General features: G+C 58.9%; 13 protein-coding genes. 7 read left to right on the top strand and 6 right to left on the bottom strand.

The features are described from left to right. The first annotated feature begins 55 nt into the window (after nucleotides 1-55). Together glyA and ACR0KW_RS18895 are read left to right on the top strand one after the other, a co-directional pair. Nucleotides 56-1,351, top strand: coding sequence for a serine hydroxymethyltransferase (gene glyA, locus ACR0KW_RS18900; RefSeq protein WP_480806381.1), 1,296 nt, complete (start codon nucleotides 56-58; stop codon nucleotides 1,349-1,351). A gap of 17 nt (nucleotides 1,352-1,368) precedes the next feature. Beyond that, on the top strand, nucleotides 1,369-2,346 hold the full coding sequence (locus tag ACR0KW_RS18895; RefSeq protein ID WP_170327728.1) for an HpcH/HpaI aldolase/citrate lyase family protein: 978 nt from the start codon (nucleotides 1,369-1,371) through the stop codon (nucleotides 2,344-2,346). Between the two features lie 107 nt (nucleotides 2,347-2,453). Here the strand turns inward: ACR0KW_RS18895 and ACR0KW_RS18890 are convergent, their stop codons facing one another. The 3 genes from ACR0KW_RS18890 to ACR0KW_RS18880 all read right to left on the bottom strand — a co-directional run bounded on the left by ACR0KW_RS18890 (nucleotide 2,454) and on the right by ACR0KW_RS18880 (nucleotide 6,226). Further along, nucleotides 2,454-4,130, bottom strand: a complete 1,677-nt coding sequence (locus ACR0KW_RS18890; protein ID WP_480806367.1) for a BCCT family transporter — start codon at nucleotides 4,128-4,130, stop codon at nucleotides 2,454-2,456. Nucleotides 4,131-4,213: 83 nt separating this feature from the next. Beyond that, nucleotides 4,214-5,272 (bottom strand): FAD-binding oxidoreductase, encoded by a 1,059-nt coding sequence (locus tag ACR0KW_RS18885; RefSeq protein ID WP_480806366.1) that lies wholly within the window; start codon nucleotides 5,270-5,272, stop codon nucleotides 4,214-4,216. Between the two features lie 78 nt (nucleotides 5,273-5,350). Further along, on the bottom strand, nucleotides 5,351-6,226 hold the full coding sequence (locus tag ACR0KW_RS18880) for a LysR family transcriptional regulator (RefSeq protein WP_480806365.1): 876 nt from the start codon (nucleotides 6,224-6,226) through the stop codon (nucleotides 5,351-5,353). 126 nt (nucleotides 6,227-6,352) lie between these two features. On the opposite strand from ACR0KW_RS18880, the gene ACR0KW_RS18875 reads away from it, so the two are divergent. Beyond that, nucleotides 6,353-7,435: an amidohydrolase family protein gene (locus ACR0KW_RS18875; protein ID WP_480806364.1), complete on the top strand. Its 1,083-nt coding sequence runs from the start codon at nucleotides 6,353-6,355 to the stop codon at nucleotides 7,433-7,435. A 17-nt stretch (nucleotides 7,436-7,452) separates the two neighbouring features. After that, nucleotides 7,453-7,806, top strand: a complete 354-nt coding sequence (locus ACR0KW_RS18870; RefSeq protein ID WP_480806363.1) for a Rieske (2Fe-2S) protein — start codon at nucleotides 7,453-7,455, stop codon at nucleotides 7,804-7,806. 71 nt (nucleotides 7,807-7,877) lie between these two features. Here the strand turns inward: ACR0KW_RS18870 and ACR0KW_RS18865 are convergent, their stop codons facing one another. Beyond that, complete coding sequence (locus ACR0KW_RS18865; protein WP_480806362.1) at nucleotides 7,878-10,982, bottom strand: efflux RND transporter permease subunit; 3,105 nt, start codon at nucleotides 10,980-10,982, stop codon at nucleotides 7,878-7,880. Between the two features lie 56 nt (nucleotides 10,983-11,038). Continuing rightward, a complete protein-coding gene (locus ACR0KW_RS18860) occupies nucleotides 11,039-12,163 on the bottom strand; it encodes an efflux RND transporter periplasmic adaptor subunit (protein WP_480806361.1) in 1,125 nt (374 codons plus the stop codon). A gap of 407 nt (nucleotides 12,164-12,570) precedes the next feature. On the opposite strand from ACR0KW_RS18860, the gene ACR0KW_RS18855 reads away from it, so the two are divergent. Then, a complete protein-coding gene (locus ACR0KW_RS18855; RefSeq protein ID WP_480806360.1) occupies nucleotides 12,571-13,569 on the top strand; it encodes a GlxA family transcriptional regulator in 999 nt (332 codons plus the stop codon). Between the two features lie 11 nt (nucleotides 13,570-13,580). Further along, nucleotides 13,581-13,727 (top strand): hypothetical protein, encoded by a 147-nt coding sequence (locus ACR0KW_RS18850; protein WP_480806359.1) that lies wholly within the window; start codon nucleotides 13,581-13,583, stop codon nucleotides 13,725-13,727. Nucleotides 13,728-13,869: 142 nt separating this feature from the next. On the opposite strand, the gene ACR0KW_RS18845 is transcribed toward ACR0KW_RS18850, so the two are convergent. Continuing rightward, nucleotides 13,870-14,814, bottom strand: a complete 945-nt coding sequence (locus ACR0KW_RS18845) for a PDR/VanB family oxidoreductase (protein WP_480806358.1) — start codon at nucleotides 14,812-14,814, stop codon at nucleotides 13,870-13,872. Between the two features lie 136 nt (nucleotides 14,815-14,950). Here ACR0KW_RS18845 and ACR0KW_RS18840 point away from each other — a divergent pair, with 136 nt between their 5' ends. Next, nucleotides 14,951-15,856, top strand: a complete 906-nt coding sequence (locus ACR0KW_RS18840; RefSeq protein WP_480806357.1) for a LysR substrate-binding domain-containing protein — start codon at nucleotides 14,951-14,953, stop codon at nucleotides 15,854-15,856. Nucleotides 15,857-15,882: the final 26 nt, after the last annotated feature.

Below are 15,882 nucleotides of genomic sequence, written 5' to 3'. Positions count from 1 at the left end.
TGGCCGCTCACTCGCTTATGCAGGCTGAGCGGCCCTTTTTTCAGAAGGGTTCATGATGAACGCCCCCCATCGCACAACCGGATTTTTCACCCAGTCCCTTTCGGACCGTGATCCTGAGCTTTTTGGCTCGATCACATCCGAGCTGGGCCGTCAGCGCGACGAGATCGAGCTGATCGCGTCCGAGAACATCGTTTCTGCCGCCGTGATGGAGGCGCAGGGCTCGGTGATGACCAACAAATATGCCGAGGGCTATCCCGGCCGTCGCTATTACGGCGGCTGCCAGTTCGTCGACATCGCCGAAAACCTCGCCATCGACCGCGCCAAGCAGCTGTTTGGTTGTGAGTTCGCCAACGTGCAGCCGAACTCGGGCAGCCAGGCCAACCAGGGTGTGTTCCAGGCGCTGATCCAGCCCGGCGACACCATTCTGGGCATGAGCCTGGACGCCGGTGGTCACCTGACCCACGGCGCCGCGCCCAACCAGTCGGGCAAGTGGTTCAAGGCCGTCCAGTATGGTGTGCGCAAAGAAGACAACATGCTGGACTACGATCAGGTCGAAGCGCTGGCGAAAGAGCATAACCCCAAGCTGATCATCGCTGGTGGCTCGGCCATCCCGCGCCAGATCGACTTTGCCCGCATGCGCGAGATTGCGGACATGGTTGGAGCCTATCTGCACGTGGACATGGCGCATTTCGCCGGTCTGGTTGCGGCGGGTGAGCACCCCTCGCCCTTCCCGTACGCCCATGTTGCGACCACCACCACCCACAAGACCCTGCGCGGTCCGCGCGGCGGCATGATCCTGACCAATGACGAGGCGATCGCCAAGAAAGTGAACTCGGCCATCTTCCCCGGCATTCAGGGCGGCCCGCTGATGCATGTGATCGCAGCCAAGGCCGTGGCCTTCGGCGAGGCACTGCAGCCGGCCTTCAAGGACTACATCAAGCAGGTTGTGGTGAACTCGCAGGCGCTGTCGGATCAGCTGATCAAGGGCGGTCTGGATACCGTGACCCACGGCACAGACACCCACGTGGTGCTGGTCGACCTGCGTCCCAAAGGCGTCAAGGGCAACGCCACCGAGAAGGCTCTGGGCCGCGCGCATATCACCTGCAACAAGAACGGCGTGCCGTTTGACCCGGAAAAACCGACCATCACGTCGGGCATCCGCCTGGGCTCGCCCGCTGGCACCACCCGCGGCTTCGGCGAGACCGAATTCCGCCAGATCGCCGACTGGATCATCGAGGTTGTCGACGGCCTGGCCGCCAATGGCGAGGACGGCAACGGCGAAGTCGAAGCCAAGGTCAAAGCCGAGGTCGCAGACCTCTGCGCCAAATTCCCAATCTATCCTAACCTGTAAGTTGAAGGACCCGAACCATGAGCTTTCATTCCATTGAACAAGCCCCTGCCCGTCTGAACCGCAGCGAGCTGGCCGTTCCGGGCAGTCAGCCCGGTATGTTCGAAAAGGCGGCGCAGTCGAATGTGGATGTCATCTTCCTCGATCTGGAAGACGCCGTTGCGCCCGATGAAAAGGAACAGGCGCGCAAGAACATCATCGAAGCACTGAACGACATCGACTGGGGCAACAAGACCATGTCGGTGCGGATCAACGGTCTGGACACCCACTATATGTACCGCGACGTGGTGGATGTGGTCGAACAGGCTGGGGAACGGCTGGACCTGATCATGATCCCCAAAGTCGGCACCGCCGCTGATGTCTATGCCGTCGATATGCTGGTTACTCAGATCGAGGACGCTAAGGGCTACAAGAAACGCATCGGCTTCGAGCACATCATCGAAACCGCGCTGGGGATGCAGAATGTCAGCGAGATCGCAGCCGCGTCGAAGCGCAACGAAAGCCTGCACTTTGGCGTTGCCGACTATGCGGCCTCGACCCGCGCACGGACTACGATCATCGGCGGCGTGAACCCTGACTACTCGGTGCTGACCGATGCGGACGCGGATGGTGGTCGCATGACCCATTGGGGCGACATGTGGCACTACGCTCTGGCCCGTATGGTGGTTGCCGCCCGCGCTAATGGCCTGCGCCCGATCGATGGGCCTTTCGGCGATTTCCAGGATCCCGACGGCTATCGTGCCGCGGCCAAACGTGCGGCGGTTCTGGGGTGCGAAGGCAAATGGGCGATCCACCCCAGCCAGATCGCACTGGCGAACGAGGTGATGTCGCCGTCCGACGCCGAGGTCAACAAGGCTCAGCGCATTCTTGTTGCCATGGCCGAGGCCGAAGCCGCAGGCAAAGGCGCGGTGTCGCTGGACGGCCGCCTGATCGACTATGCGTCGATCCGTCAGGCTGAAGTACTGGTAGAGAAAGCGGGCCAGATCGCTGCAGCCTGATCCGTTCAAGCCCGTAAAACAGAAAATGCGAGGGTTTGCGCCCTTGCATTTTTTGTGCGGTTGACCGCGTCGAATTGGCCAGCCCATCAGGGCTGGCCGGGATTTCGTCAGTTAGCTTCTTCAGCTTCGGCAAAGGTACTCTGCACACCGTGCGACGACCGGATGCTGTCGCGCCAGATCGCCTTGATCAGAGCAATGCACATCAGGACCATCACCAGCGAGAACGGCAACGCGCCAATCACCATCGCTGTCTGGATCGCCTTCAACCCGCCAACCAGCAGCAGTGCCGCAACAACCAGCCCCAGAGCAACACCCCAGAAGATGATGTGAGGCCGCGCCTTTGGACCTTCGTCGCCAGCCGCGTTGATGGTGTTGACGATCAGCACCGCCGAGTCCGCAGAGGTCACCAGATAAGTCATCAGCAGCACAACGATCACGATCGCCATCATCCAGCCCAGCAACTCACCCAGCATGAAACCGGTCATCGCAAAGATCTTGTCACCGTCGGAGGCACTGAAGATGACGTCATTTGCGCCACCGTTCAGTTCCAGATCAATCGCAGTTCCACCTGCGAACGAGAACCAGACAAAGCACATGATCGCAGGCACGATCACCGCACCCAGAACGAACTCGCGAATGGTGCGGCCGCGCGAGATGCGGGCTAGGAACAGACCGACAAACGGTGCGAAGGCGACCCACCAGGCCCAGTAGAATACCGACCAGCCGCCCTGCCAGCCTTCGAGACTGTCGGCGACGCCTCCGGCCCCGTCGCCGCGGAAAACGGTGAACAGCATGCCCGGCAGTGCCAGAAGGTATTCCCAGACGCCGACAAACAACGCGTGCAGACCAAAGAAGGTCGAGCCGAAGATAAGGAAGAAGGATAGCAGGAAGATGGACAGAACCATGTTCAGGTTCGACAGCCACTTGATGCCTTTGCCCACGCCGGACAGGGCCGACAAGGTTGAGGCCCCCATAATGACGACGATGGCAAATATGATCCCGACTGAGGACGCGGTGCCTTCGTCATTCAGCAGCCACTCACCAACTCCGATCCGCGCCATGCCGGCCACGAATTGCTCGACCCCGAAGCCCAGCGTTTGCGCAACGCCCAGAATGGTGGCGATCACCGCAACGATATCGATGGCGTGACCCAGCCAGCCCGACAGGCTGGAACCGAAAAGTGGTGTCAGCGACGACCGGATGGTCAGCGGCAGACCACGGCGATACGCGAAATAGCCCAGCCCCAGACCGGCAATCGCATAGGACGCCCAGGCCGAGAACCCCCAGTGCAGATAGGACCATTTATAGGCATTCAAGACGTTGTCCGCCCCTGCCCCGGTCGCAAGGCCTTGGATCACATCCGGGTTGTTCTTGAAGTGATAAACCGGTTCAGCCACGGCCCAGGTCAGCATCCCCACACCGATCCCGGCCCCGAACATCATGGAAAACCACGAGAAGTTCGAAAACTCCGGCACATCGTCATCCATGCCGATTTTCAGCCGGCCCGCTGCGGGCCAGATTGCCAACCCAATGCAAACCAGCACGAACAGGGCCATCACATAGATGTACCAGCTGGCAAAGTTGGACAGGATAAAGCTGTTGAACCCGGACAGGACCGTTCCGGCCTGCTCGGGGAAGGCGACCGCCCAAATTACAAGGCCGCCTACCGCGAGCTTTGCCGTTACGGTTACATCAACGCTGAACCCCGAATAAAACCCGGTATCTGCGGTTTTAATCGGCAGGTCCGTCAATGGCTCCGCGATTTTGTTGTCGTCGTTTGACATCCTAAGTCCTCCCTTTGGATTGTCTATTGTTTTGGCGAAACGGTTCCTCCGCTTTCATTTGTTCTTGTTGTGGTTTTTGCCGGTCACGCGTCCAACGCGACCGGTCCTTTAGGCCAGCTGCAGCAGGCCAGCACGTAGCCCTGTTCGGTATCGCCGGGTTGCAGCCCGCCCATGTCCTGCATTTCGACGTCGCCCTGGGTCAGGCGCACTTTGCAGTTGCCACACACGCCCTGCTGACAGGCGGAATCGATCCAAACCCCGGCATTCAGCGCTGCCTCAAGCAGGGTTTGGCCTTCGTCCGCGTGCCCATGCAGACCGCTGAGCGAGAAATAGACCTCACCCCCTGTGCCGCTGCTTTCTGCGATGGTGATCTTCTCGCCAAAGCTCTCTTCGTGTACTGCGGCAAACGGGATGACCGAGGCCACATCACGCGCTGCTTTCATGAACCCTTCGGGGCCGCACATAAAAATGCTGCGCTCAGGGTGATCGGGCACAAGACGCTGCAGCAGATCAGCCGATATTTGTCCGATTTCACCCGCGAACCCGTCTTCGGCCTCATCCACGATCATGTGAACGGTCACGTTCGCAAACCGTCTGTCCAGAAACTCCAGCTGATCGCGGAAGATGATGTCTTTCGGCGAGCGCGCGAAATGCACAAAGACGATGTCCTTGGGCAAGGTCACGTCGGTGACGTATTGCAGCATCGACATGACCGGGGTGACACCGGACCCACCGGACAGGAACAGAGGCTTGTCGCTGGGAATATCCACCCAGTTGAAGCCGCCGGTGATGTCCGCGATCTCGATTTCCATCCCGGGTTTCATCTGATCGTTCAAATAGTTGGACACCATCCCACCCGGAACACGCTTGACGGTAACCTGAATGTTGTGAGGCCGGGTCGGCGTGGACGAGATCGAATAGGCGCGCACATGCGGCTTGCCCTCGATCTCGAAACAGAAGGTCACGTATTGGCCGGGCTTGAAGTCAAAGCTGCGGCTTTGCGTGTCCTCAAAAACGAAGGTCTTGCTGTCATGTGTTTCATCGATCACCGCCTTGCAGGTCAAAGTGGCAGGCCCACCCGCATAGCAAGGTTGGTTATTGGCTGAACTCAGGGAAAACGGACTGTCCGTCGCAACGAGCATCTTGCGGAAACCTCCAGAATAGGGTTCGCGCGAGGATAATGGTGCGGTGGAACTGAAAAACGGCGCAGAATTGCGGTATCAATCGGTTAAAACGATTGATCGGTACTGGATCAGTTCTTTGAACAGGGTGACGGCCTGCGCCACCAGCGGATCATGGCGTTTTCGCACATGAACGATGGAATAGATGGGCTGCGGGATCACGGGTGCGTCCGTTACCCGTTGCAAAGTCGGGTACTCGGCGCACAGACCCGGGGCGGCAAAGCCGGGGAAATAGGCTGTTCCGCCGCTGGACTTCAGGAAGTCCAGCGCAAGATCGTCGCTTCCGACAACGGTCGAGCTTTGCGGATGATCCGAAAAGGCCTCATCATGCTGGCGGTCAAAATAGGATGTGTAGGCGACCTGAATGTAACGCGACCAAGAGACATCCTCGACCCGGTCACAATCGGTGGACAGCATTACATAGCTTTCGCTGCCCAATTCGCTGACAAACATGTCCGGCGCCTGCTGCGGGACGAAGACAATGCCGATATCGGTCTCACCGGTCAAAACATCGCGTTGAATCTGCTGCGAGAAGTTGGCCTCGAGATACAGGTCCAGATGCGGGTTTCGTTCCCGGACCACCTTCGCCCAGTCGATCAGCACGGATCGCGCCAGGCTGAACTGAACGGAAATCCGCAAGCGTTGTCTTTTACCACCGCCACCGGCCTCGACATCACGCCGCGCAAGGCTCCAGGCGGCCAGCAGCGATCGGCAATGGGTTTCAAAACGCCGACCTGCAGCAGTGGGCTCGGCCCCGCCCCGACCGCGCTCGAACAGGCGCGTGTCCAGCTCCTGCTCCAGCTGGCGGATGCGGGCGCTGACCGTGGATTGGGTCACATTCAGACGTTCGGCGGTGCGGTTGAAGTTCCGCGTTTCCAGAACATCCATGTAGGTCACTAACAGCTGGCGGTTCATTTAATCGGAAATCTCGATTGATAGATGAGTTTCAATTGCATTTATTTGTCAAAATATCGCAGATATCAAGCGTCGTTGAACAAGATAAAAAGCCCGCCCTTTTGGCGCCAGCAACAGGAGAAGTTCATGTTCATCGTCGATTGCGACTGCCACAACTATTGGTGCAGCGCCACGGTTCTGGAACCGTATATGGAAGGTCTGTTCAAGGACATGTTTGTCCGCGGCGAGCGGACCGGCCCGCGCGGTGCCTTCCCCCACGGCCACCGCCCATGGTTCCACCCCGAAGGTTTCGCCCGCCATGATGTGAACCCAGTTGAGGAAGACGATAACTATCTGATCATGAAGGAAAAGCACCTCGATAAATACAATATCGACGTTGCAATTCTGACCGGCGACGAACCGATCGAAGCCTCGACGCTGGCCAACCCCTATTACGCCAATGCGTTATGCAAAGCCTATAACGACTACATGATCGACTACTGGCTTCCCAAGGACGAGCGGTTCTGGGGATCAATCGTGGTGGCACCGCAGGATCCGCACCTCGCCGCTGCTGAAATCCGTCGCGTCGGCGGCCATCCCCGTGTCGTTCAAGTTTTGGTGAGCCATGGTGCCGCGCGCCCCTACGGCGATCTCTTCTATCATCCGATCTATGAAGCCTGTGCCGAAATGGGCCTGCCGTTTGCCATGCACCTTGGCGGACAGGGTGGCATCAACTCGACCCCCATCGGTGCCGGGCCTTCGACCTTCTTCTGGGAAACCCATGCGATCCTGCCGCAGACAGCCATGACCCACATGGCCAGCCTGATCGCCCATGGTGTATTCGAAAAATGGCCAGAGCTGAAGGTGGTGATCATCGAATGTGGCGTCGCCTGGGTGCCGTCGGTCCTGTGGCGTCTGGACGCGAACTACAAGGCGCTGCGCAAGGAAACGCCGTGGCTCAAGCGGCTGCCGTCCGAGTACTTCAAATCAAACATCCGCATGTCGACCCAGCCGCTGGAGCAGCCCGAGAACATCCAGCACCTTTGGGCCACGCTTGAGGCGATGGATGGCGAGAACACCCTGATGTTCGCGTCGGATTATCCGCACTGGGATTACGACGACGTCAACAAGCTGCACGTTCCGCCCGCGTGGCGCGAGAAGATATTCGGGCTCAATGCGTTGGACGTCTACACCCGCCTGCCGCGCCCTATGGCGCACGCCGCAGAATAAAGAAGGAGCTTTCGACCATGGCAAACAAGCATTTCGCCTGCAAAACCGACGAGGTTCCCGCCGATGCGGCCAAGATCGTCACTGTGTCGAACATGCCGATCGGCGTATTCAAACTGAATGACGGCTATCACGCGCTACTGAACATCTGCCCCCACAAAGGTGCCGCCCTGTGCGAAGGGCCGGTTTGCGGCACCACCCGCGAAACCGACTCGACCGAGTTCGTCTATGACCGCGCCGGTGAGATCGTCCGCTGCGCCTGGCACGGATGGGAATTCGACATTCGCAGCGGCGAGTTTCTGGTGGACTCGTCCATCAAAACACGCCGCTTTGACGTCTCGCAGGAAGGGGACGAGCTTTACGTCCACTTCTGAAAACCCCCACAACTGTCTTCCGTCAGTTGTGACCGACTGGCGCTGCCCAAATAGCTGGGTAGCGCCTTTTTTCATTCCGTCGCGACGCGTCTGACCACGCGGTAGATCATCACGAAGAAGACCGGCACGAAGACAACGCCCAGCACCGTGGCCGAGATGACGCCGCCCATCACGCCCGAGCCCATCGCCGTACGCCCCCCGGCACCCGCGCCGGTGGACAGGACCAGCGGCAGAACCCCCAGCGAGAACGCCATCGAAGTCATCAGGATCGGTCTGAACCGCTGATGCGCCGCGTCCTTGACAGCTTGCAGCAAGGGTTCTCCGGCTACGACCTTGTCGCGGGCGAACTCGACGATCAGAATCGCGTTCTTACCGGTCAGACCAATCACCGTCAGCAGTGCAACCTGGAAATAAACGCCGTTTTCAAACCCGCCCAGCCAGGCCCCGACCAATGATCCGGTGACACCGATCGGCATCGCCAGCATCACCGCGAAAGGAATGGTCCAGCTTTCGTACAGGGCCGCAAGACACAGGAACACTGCGGCCAAAGACAGGGCATAAAGCATCCCTGCCTGATCTCCGGATTCCCGTTCTTCCAGCGACAGACCCGTCCAGGCGATCTGATATCCCGGCGGCAATTGCTGTGCCAGCGCCTCGATCTCGGCCATTGCTTCACCCGTGGTGAACCCTGGTGTGGGGCTGCCCTGCAGCTGAATGGCCGACACGCCGTTATAGCGATAGAGGCCTTGCGGCCCGAATTGCCAATTCGCGGACGAGAAGTTCGACAGCGGCACCAGCCCACCGGAATCGTTGCGCACCCGCCAAGCCTCGATATCCTCGGGGACCATGCGGTACGGCGCGTCGCCCTGAACGTAGACGCGCTTGATCCGGCCCCGGTCCAGGAAATCGTTCACATAGCGCCCGGCCCAGGCCACCGACAACAGCTCACCTACTTCCTGCGCGGACAGCCCCATCGCACCGGCGGCGCGCCAATCCAGATTGATGTTGAACTGGGCCGCGTCCTCAAGTCCGTTCGGGCGGATCGAGGCTATCTTCTCGCTTTGCATTGCAAGACCCATCAGTTGATTTCGGACTTGCATCAACTCTTCATGGCCTTGGCCATCACGGGCCTGCAGGTAAAAGTCAAAACCGCTGACGTTGCCAAGCTCGATCACTGCGGGCGGCACAATCGGGAAAACAAAAGCTTCCTGAATCTGCGAGAAGGCACCAAAGGCCCGGCCTGCGATGGCCTGAACGCTGCGATCCGGGGTCTTGCGTTCGTCCCAATCCTTTAGGCTGATAAAGGCAATGCCCATATTCTGCCCCAACCCGGCAAAGCTGAAGCCGCGCACGGTAAAGACCGACTCGACGTTTTCGGCCTCATTCTCCAAATAGTACTGCTCAATCTGTTCCAACACTTCCTCGGTCGCCCCAGCGGTAGAGCCGGTCGGACCCTGAACCAGAGTGAAAAGGATGCCCTGATCCTCTTCGGGCAAAAAGCCGGTCGGCGTGCGGGCAAACAGGAACACCATCGCGGCGCCGATCAGCAGATAGATCAATCCCACACGCAGCGGGCGCCGGATCGAGAACCCGACCAGCGACGAATAACTCTCGGTCAGCCGGTCGAACCCGCGGTTAAACCATCCGAACAGGCCGCGATTGCGCTTGTCATGATCGGGCTTGCGCAAAAGCGTTGCGCACAAGGCGGGCGTCAGGGTCAGTGCGACAACGACCGACAGCATCATGGCCGAGACGATAGTGATCGAGAATTGCTGATAAATGACCCCTGTCGAGCCGCCAAAGAACGCCATCGGGATGAACACGGCGGACAGAACCAGAGCGATCCCAACCAGCGCGCCGGTGATCTGACCCATGGATTTCCTGGTGGCTTCGTAGGGGGAAAGCCCTTCTTCCTCCATGATCCGTTCGACGTTTTCGACCACGACGATGGCGTCATCCACCAGCAGGCCAATCGCCAGAACCATCGCCAGCATGGTCAACGTGTTAATCGTGAAGCCAAAGGCCGAGATTATCGCAAACGTTCCCAACAGCACGACCGGCACTGCGAGGGTCGGAATGATTGTTGCGCGCAGGCTTTGCAGGAACAGGAACATGACGAGGAAGACCAAAACGATTGCCTCGATTAGTGTGTGGACCACTTCTTCGATCGAAATCTCGACAAAGGGCGTGGTGTCATAGGGCACGACATATTCCACGCCGTCCGGGAAAAAGGAGGACACTTCGTCCAGCTTGTGCTTCACCCGCTCTGCCGTATCCAGTGCGTTGGCCCCCGAGGCCAGCCGGATGGCCATGCCCGCAGTGGGCTTGCCGTTGAACCACGCGGATGTGGTATAGCTTTCGGCCCCTATCTCAACCCGCGCCACATCGCGCAGCAGGACAAATCCGCCATCGGTTTCCGCGCGCACCACGATCTGTTCAAAGTCTTCAGGCGTGGACAGCAACGATTGCGCAGTAATCGTGGCATTCAGAGCCTGCCCTTCGACCGCTGGCAGAGCGCCGAAGGACCCCGCCGAGACCTGAGCATTTTCCTCCGACACCGCCTGTACGATATCCGCGGGCGTCAACTCGAAAGCGGCCAGCTGTTCGGGGTTCAGCCAAATACGCATCGCATATTGCGCGCCAAAGACCTGAACGTTGCCGACCCCTTCCAGACGGCTGAATTCGTCGACCATGTTGGACACCATGTAGTCCGACAAATCCACCGCATCGAGGCGGTCATCGGTCGACACAAGTGCTGCCACCAGAAGGAACCCGCCCGAGGATTTCTCGACGATAACTCCTTGCCGTTGAACCGTTTCCGGCAGCAACGGGGTGGCCTGGCTCAGCTTGTTCTGCACCTGCACCTGCGCAATATCCGGGTCGGTGCCGGTTTCAAAAGTCAGCGTGACCGTGGATGTCCCGGTCGAAGTCGAGGACGAGTTGATGTATCGCAGCCCATCAAGGCCGGTCATCTGCTCCTCGATCACCTGCGTCACCGTGTTGTTCACGGTCTGGGCAGAAGCGCCGGAATAAGACGCGGTGACCTCGACCGTAGGCGGCGCGATCTGCGGGTATTGCGCAACCGGCAGGTTGAAAACAGCCAGCGTACCGATACCCATCAGCAGAATGGAGATGACCCATGCAAAAACAGGTCGGTCGATAAAGAAACGTGCCATGGGGAACTTTCACATTTTGTTGCGGGAGTCTGAGCGCTTTTGTCCGTCGGCGCGGTTCAGGACTCCGGTTCCTCGGTTGGCGCAACCGTCGCGCCGACCCCTATCTTTTGCAGCCCCGCAACGATCAGGCGGTCACCGGCCTTCAGGCCGTCCGTCACGATCCATTTGTTGCCCTCGGTGCCCCGCACGGTCAGAATCCGTTCGACCACTGTATTGTTTTCGTCCACCACCATCGCGGTCGGCTGGCCGCGCCGGTTACGCGCGACACCCTGCTGCGGCGCCAGCACTGCGCCCTGCAGAACCTCAACCGGAAGATGCGCGGTGACATACATGCCGGGCAGCACAATCTGGTTGGGGTTCGGGAACTCGATCCGCAAAACCGAAACACCCGTCTGCGGGTCCACCTGCGGTTCCGCCGCAAGGACCGTTCCGGTCTGGTCAAAGGTCGACCCGTCCGCCAACGAGACTGTCACCGTCGGATCGATCGTTTGCAGTGCTGCCGTCTTCGAGGCAACGGCCCGGTTGAACCGCAACACATCTTGGGTTGAGACGGCAACATCCACATAGACACGGTCTATCTGTCGGATCACAGCCAGCGGTTCGGCCTGTTGCGCAGTAACCAGCGCGCCCTGTGTGGCGAGCGCCCGGCCAACGCGGCCAGAAAGGGGCGCGCGGATCGTGGTGTGCTGTAGGTCGATCCTGGCGGTTTGCAACTGCGCCTTCGCCACCAACAACGCCGCCTTGGCCGCGTCACGTTCTGCCACGGCGCTGTCCACCGCCTGCTGGCTGGCCACGTTGCGCACCAACAGTTCCGCCACGCGCTGCTCTTCTTTTTCTGCGGCTGTCAGCCGGGCCTCGGCCTGAGCAACGCTTGCGGTGGCCTGCTGAACCTGCGCGTCATAGACGTCATCATCGATGCGATACATCGCATCGCCTTCCTGAACGGTGCCGCCTTCCTGAAACAGGCGTTCGACAACAATTCCGGAGACCTGCGGCCTGACCTCGGCCACACCCAGCGCCGCGACGCGGCCCGGCAGTTCGGAAAACAGGGTCACGTCCTGCGCTTCCAGCGCCACAACGGTCACCGGAATTGGGTTGCTGGATTGCGCCACGGCTAGGGATGTCAAACCGGAAAGCAATACAGTCAATGACGTAAGCAGGAAGGCTCGGGTTCTGAGCATCTTTTGCGTCTCCGTTCGGTGTTGTTTTCTTAAAAATAGTCGCGATGTGAACGGCTTTGGTTGCCGCGCAGGATGTTAGAAACGTGTTCCGGCAAGGCGGCGCAGAATGGAAATTCGTCAGATGCAGTTCTGCAGCGCTCTTCCTTCCCATAAATTTCCGATCAAGAAATGCAATAGGCTTTTTACCCTGACACGTCCACTTCCCGTCTTCACATATCCCTGTGCGTTTTCGAACACCTGAACATCGCCGCATCGGCTGGCCGAACTGATCGAGGTTTCCATCAGGATTTTTCCGGCCCGCAATAAGCCCCCGGGTCTGAGCGTTTCTGCTCGGGAACTCTGGCTGGACTAAGTTGAGGGGATCAATCATTATTCCGGAAAAACAACAAAGCACGTGCCAGACCTGAATGAAACCGCCCGTTTCACAAGACAACCCCGCAACGGACACCGGCGCCAAACCGCATCTGTTTCACTTTGTTCTGCTGCCGCATTTTTCGCATTTGTCGCTAATTTCGGCCATCGAGACGTTGCAGAACGCGAACCTCGTTGCGGACAGAAAGCTCTATGACTGGACACTGTGCGGCACGACGGAACAGGCCGTTCGATCCAGTATCGGATGCGACGTCGCGGTCGATATCACGCTGAAGGATGTTACTCTGGCGCGGGATATCGTTGTGGTTTCGGGCGAGCATGTCTTTGAACTGGACAGCTTTGACCTTGAAGTCAGTCTTGGGCGCCTTGCGCGCGGCGATGTGCGTGTAACCGGGCTGGGCACAGGGGCCATTCTCATGGCTCAGGCAGGCCTGATGGAGGACGCAACTGCCGCTATTCACTCCTGGTACCGTGTCGGCTTCAAGGAGGCCCATCCGGACGTAGAACTCAGTCGGCAGACTCATGTTTCCGAGACCCTGCGCTGTTCCAGTTCAGGCGGTGTATCCGCTATCGACCTGTTTCTGGATTTCATCGAGCAGGACCACGGCGCGGATTTTGCCAGCAGCGTTGCGGAATGCATGTGTTACACGCCGCTCAGACAGATTCAGAAATCCGTCGACACCAGTATCCCCAACAGTCTGACGGTTCCGAACCGCACCGTATCGCGCGTGATCGCAGCGATGGAAAAGCAGATTGAAGAACCGGTGTCGCCAGCCGTTCTGGCGGATCAGGCCGGTATCTCGCGGCGACAAATCGAGCGGCTGTTCAAGAAGTATCTGGGCATTACCCCGAAACAGCATTACCGAAAAATTCGTCTGAGAGAGGCCTATCGGCTGCTCATTCAATCCTCGCAGCCGATCATCGATGTCGCCCTGGCCACCGGGTTCGAAACGCCCAGCCATTTCTCAAGGTGTTTCAAGGCCGAATTCGGCGAAACCCCGTACCAACTCAGAAACAGAAAGCGGGTGGATTGAGGGTCCGGCCTATGTGCGGTCAGACCTCTGTTCGCAGGCGCGGCAAAGGCTTGAATGTGATTCCGCAGCACGCTGGTGCGCAGACCTATCCGAACTATTCGCACCTGTCGCCGTCCTACATGCGTCTGGTGCTCATGCTGGCTGATGCGATGAGCTGAGCGCCGTATATCTACACTCCCTTCATCGGCATCGTCGGCGAAAAGGCGACCTGAATCAGTGCTGAACAGGAACGTGGGCCTCTATGAGCCCGCGGCTCTTGTTCAGGATAACATACAATGCCTGCGCGAAGCAGGCTTACTGCTAAAGCGCCAGCACCAGACGGTCGGATTTTGCGCGCGACACACAGGTGCAGAGATAGCTGTTCGTGGCCTGCTCCTCGGGTGTAAGGATGCCATCGCGATGATCCACTTCGCCTTCAACGACATCGACAATGCAAGAGCCGCAGAGCCCTTCCGAACAGCCGAAATCCACATGGACGCCGTTGGTCTTGAGTACCTCGAGGATCGTTTCGTCCTTAGACACGGAGTAGACGGCGCCGGTGGAATGAACCTCAATCTCAAAGCTGTCATTGGGTGCGTGTTCGATGTCTGACGCGGCGGCGAACCGTTCGAAATGGATCGCACCACCGCGCAGAGCAGTGCCGGATTCCAATACGGCGTTCAACATCGGCTCGGGGCCGCAAGTATAGACGTCGGCCCCCATCGGCATGGATTGCATCACCGCCGCCAGATCGAACGCTCCATCGGTATCGTCACAATGCAGGTGATACCACTCATCCAGACCCAGAGCTCGGAACTGTTTGTCCATAGCGGCGTAGTCCTTCGAACGCACGAGGTAATAAACGCGGAAATCCTGCCCCCGGTTCAGCAGCTCGCGCGCCATTGCCACCAGCGGAGTAGCCCCGATTCCGCCCGCAATCAGGGTGACGTGGCGATCATGGCTTTCCAGCGGGAAGTGATTGCGCGGCCCGCCGATGGCAAGCTCGGCGCCTTCCTCCAGATCATGCATGGCCTGGGAACCGCCGCGCCCGTCATCCTCACGTTTAACGGCCACGTTGACCATGCGGCCGTCTTGGCTCCAGCTCCAAAGCGAGTACTGGCGCACCAGATCCTCGGTCAGATGAACGTCCACGTGGGCGCCGGGTTCGAGGCCTGTGAACCGACCACCGAGGATTTCGAAACAAAAATCGGACGTGTCCGGGCTCAGTTCAGTTTTTCGGACAAGGCGCGCGACTTGTGTGTTCATCAGGGTTCCCATCATTGTGTTTTGCCGGTTTCGCAACCGGCGACAAAGCTGCAGAAAAAAACATGGTTTTCAATTGCAAAATTTCTCATATTCGGTTGAAACAAACTCAAGTTAAAATCATAGCCACGTAGCACGCATGTCACGACGCCACTACAACCTACCTCCGCTTGCCACGCTGTCCGCTTTTGAGGCGGCGGCGCGCCACCTGAGTTTCAAGGAAGCCGCAAGCGAGCTATCCGTCACCCCAGGCGCCGTAAGCCATCAGATCAAGGCGCTAGAGACCGACCTGAGCGCGCCGCTGTTCGTTCGCAAGCATAGGGGCGTCGAACTCACCGAAGATGGCGAGGCGCTCTACGAGGTTCTGGGCACATCTTTCCTCAAGGTGTCAAAGGTGTTAGAACAAATCCGCAGCGGCGATTCCGAAAATCACGCCACCGTCGGATCGACCACCGCCGTTGCCGCCTTGTGGCTGTCCCCGTCCGTCATCCGGTTCTGGCAGGAATACCCGCATGTAAAAGTGAACCAGATGGCGCAGGATACGTCGTTTGCAGACCGCCCCGATCTGGATTTCATCATCCGCTACGGGCAGGAACCGAACTCCTCGTTGCCGCATACAAAACTCTATCGCGATACCCTGACGCCTGTGTGCAGCCCCGAATTGGCTGCAGAGTTGAAGGGGGCCAGCCTCGGTGACCTGACACAGCACCGCCTGATCCATCTGGAAACCAGGGACAATACCTGGACCACCTGGCCGGAATGGTTTCACGAGCTTGGCTATACGGGAAATATTCCGGCCCAATCGCGGGTCAACAGTTACGCGCTGGCCCTGCAGGTGGCCCGCAAGGGGGCTGGCTTGGCGCTGGGGTGGAAGCGTCTGATTCAACCGATGCTCAGCTCGGGCAAGCTGGTGGCGCTTGAAGAGTTCAGCATTCCAGCTCCAAATAATTTCTTTCTGGTCGGGCGCGAAGATGAACACCTTTCCGAAGGGGCGCTGGCCCTCAAAAACTGGCTTCTGAACGAAGTGCAGGGTGGATCGGTTTAGCCAGTCTCACTTATCGATTAGGTTTT

It is taken from the genome of Ruegeria sp. CG11 (assembly GCF_056537245.1).
Note: the sequence above shows the minus strand (reverse complement) of the source record. Positions and strands in the feature narration are given on the sequence as shown.

Coding starts and splice junctions, on each gene's coding strand:
- ACR0KW_RS18850 (WP_480806359.1), top strand. CDS start 13,581: ATGTGCGGTCAGACCTCTGTTCGCAGGCGCGGCAAAGGCTTGAATGTG.
- ACR0KW_RS18860 (WP_480806361.1), bottom strand. CDS start 12,163: ATGCTCAGAACCCGAGCCTTCCTGCTTACGTCATTGACTGTATTGCTT.
- ACR0KW_RS18855 (WP_480806360.1), top strand. CDS start 12,571: ATGAAACCGCCCGTTTCACAAGACAACCCCGCAACGGACACCGGCGCC.
- ACR0KW_RS18885 (WP_480806366.1), bottom strand. CDS start 5,272: ATGCTCGTTGCGACGGACAGTCCGTTTTCCCTGAGTTCAGCCAATAAC.
- ACR0KW_RS18870 (WP_480806363.1), top strand. CDS start 7,453: ATGGCAAACAAGCATTTCGCCTGCAAAACCGACGAGGTTCCCGCCGAT.
- ACR0KW_RS18865 (WP_480806362.1), bottom strand. CDS start 10,982: ATGGCACGTTTCTTTATCGACCGACCTGTTTTTGCATGGGTCATCTCC.
- glyA (WP_480806381.1), top strand. CDS start 56: ATGAACGCCCCCCATCGCACAACCGGATTTTTCACCCAGTCCCTTTCG.
- ACR0KW_RS18845 (WP_480806358.1), bottom strand. CDS start 14,814: ATGAACACACAAGTCGCGCGCCTTGTCCGAAAAACTGAACTGAGCCCG.
- ACR0KW_RS18880 (WP_480806365.1), bottom strand. CDS start 6,226: ATGAACCGCCAGCTGTTAGTGACCTACATGGATGTTCTGGAAACGCGG.
- ACR0KW_RS18890 (WP_480806367.1), bottom strand. CDS start 4,130: ATGTCAAACGACGACAACAAAATCGCGGAGCCATTGACGGACCTGCCG.
- ACR0KW_RS18840 (WP_480806357.1), top strand. CDS start 14,951: ATGTCACGACGCCACTACAACCTACCTCCGCTTGCCACGCTGTCCGCT.
- ACR0KW_RS18875 (WP_480806364.1), top strand. CDS start 6,353: ATGTTCATCGTCGATTGCGACTGCCACAACTATTGGTGCAGCGCCACG.
- ACR0KW_RS18895 (WP_170327728.1), top strand. CDS start 1,369: ATGAGCTTTCATTCCATTGAACAAGCCCCTGCCCGTCTGAACCGCAGC.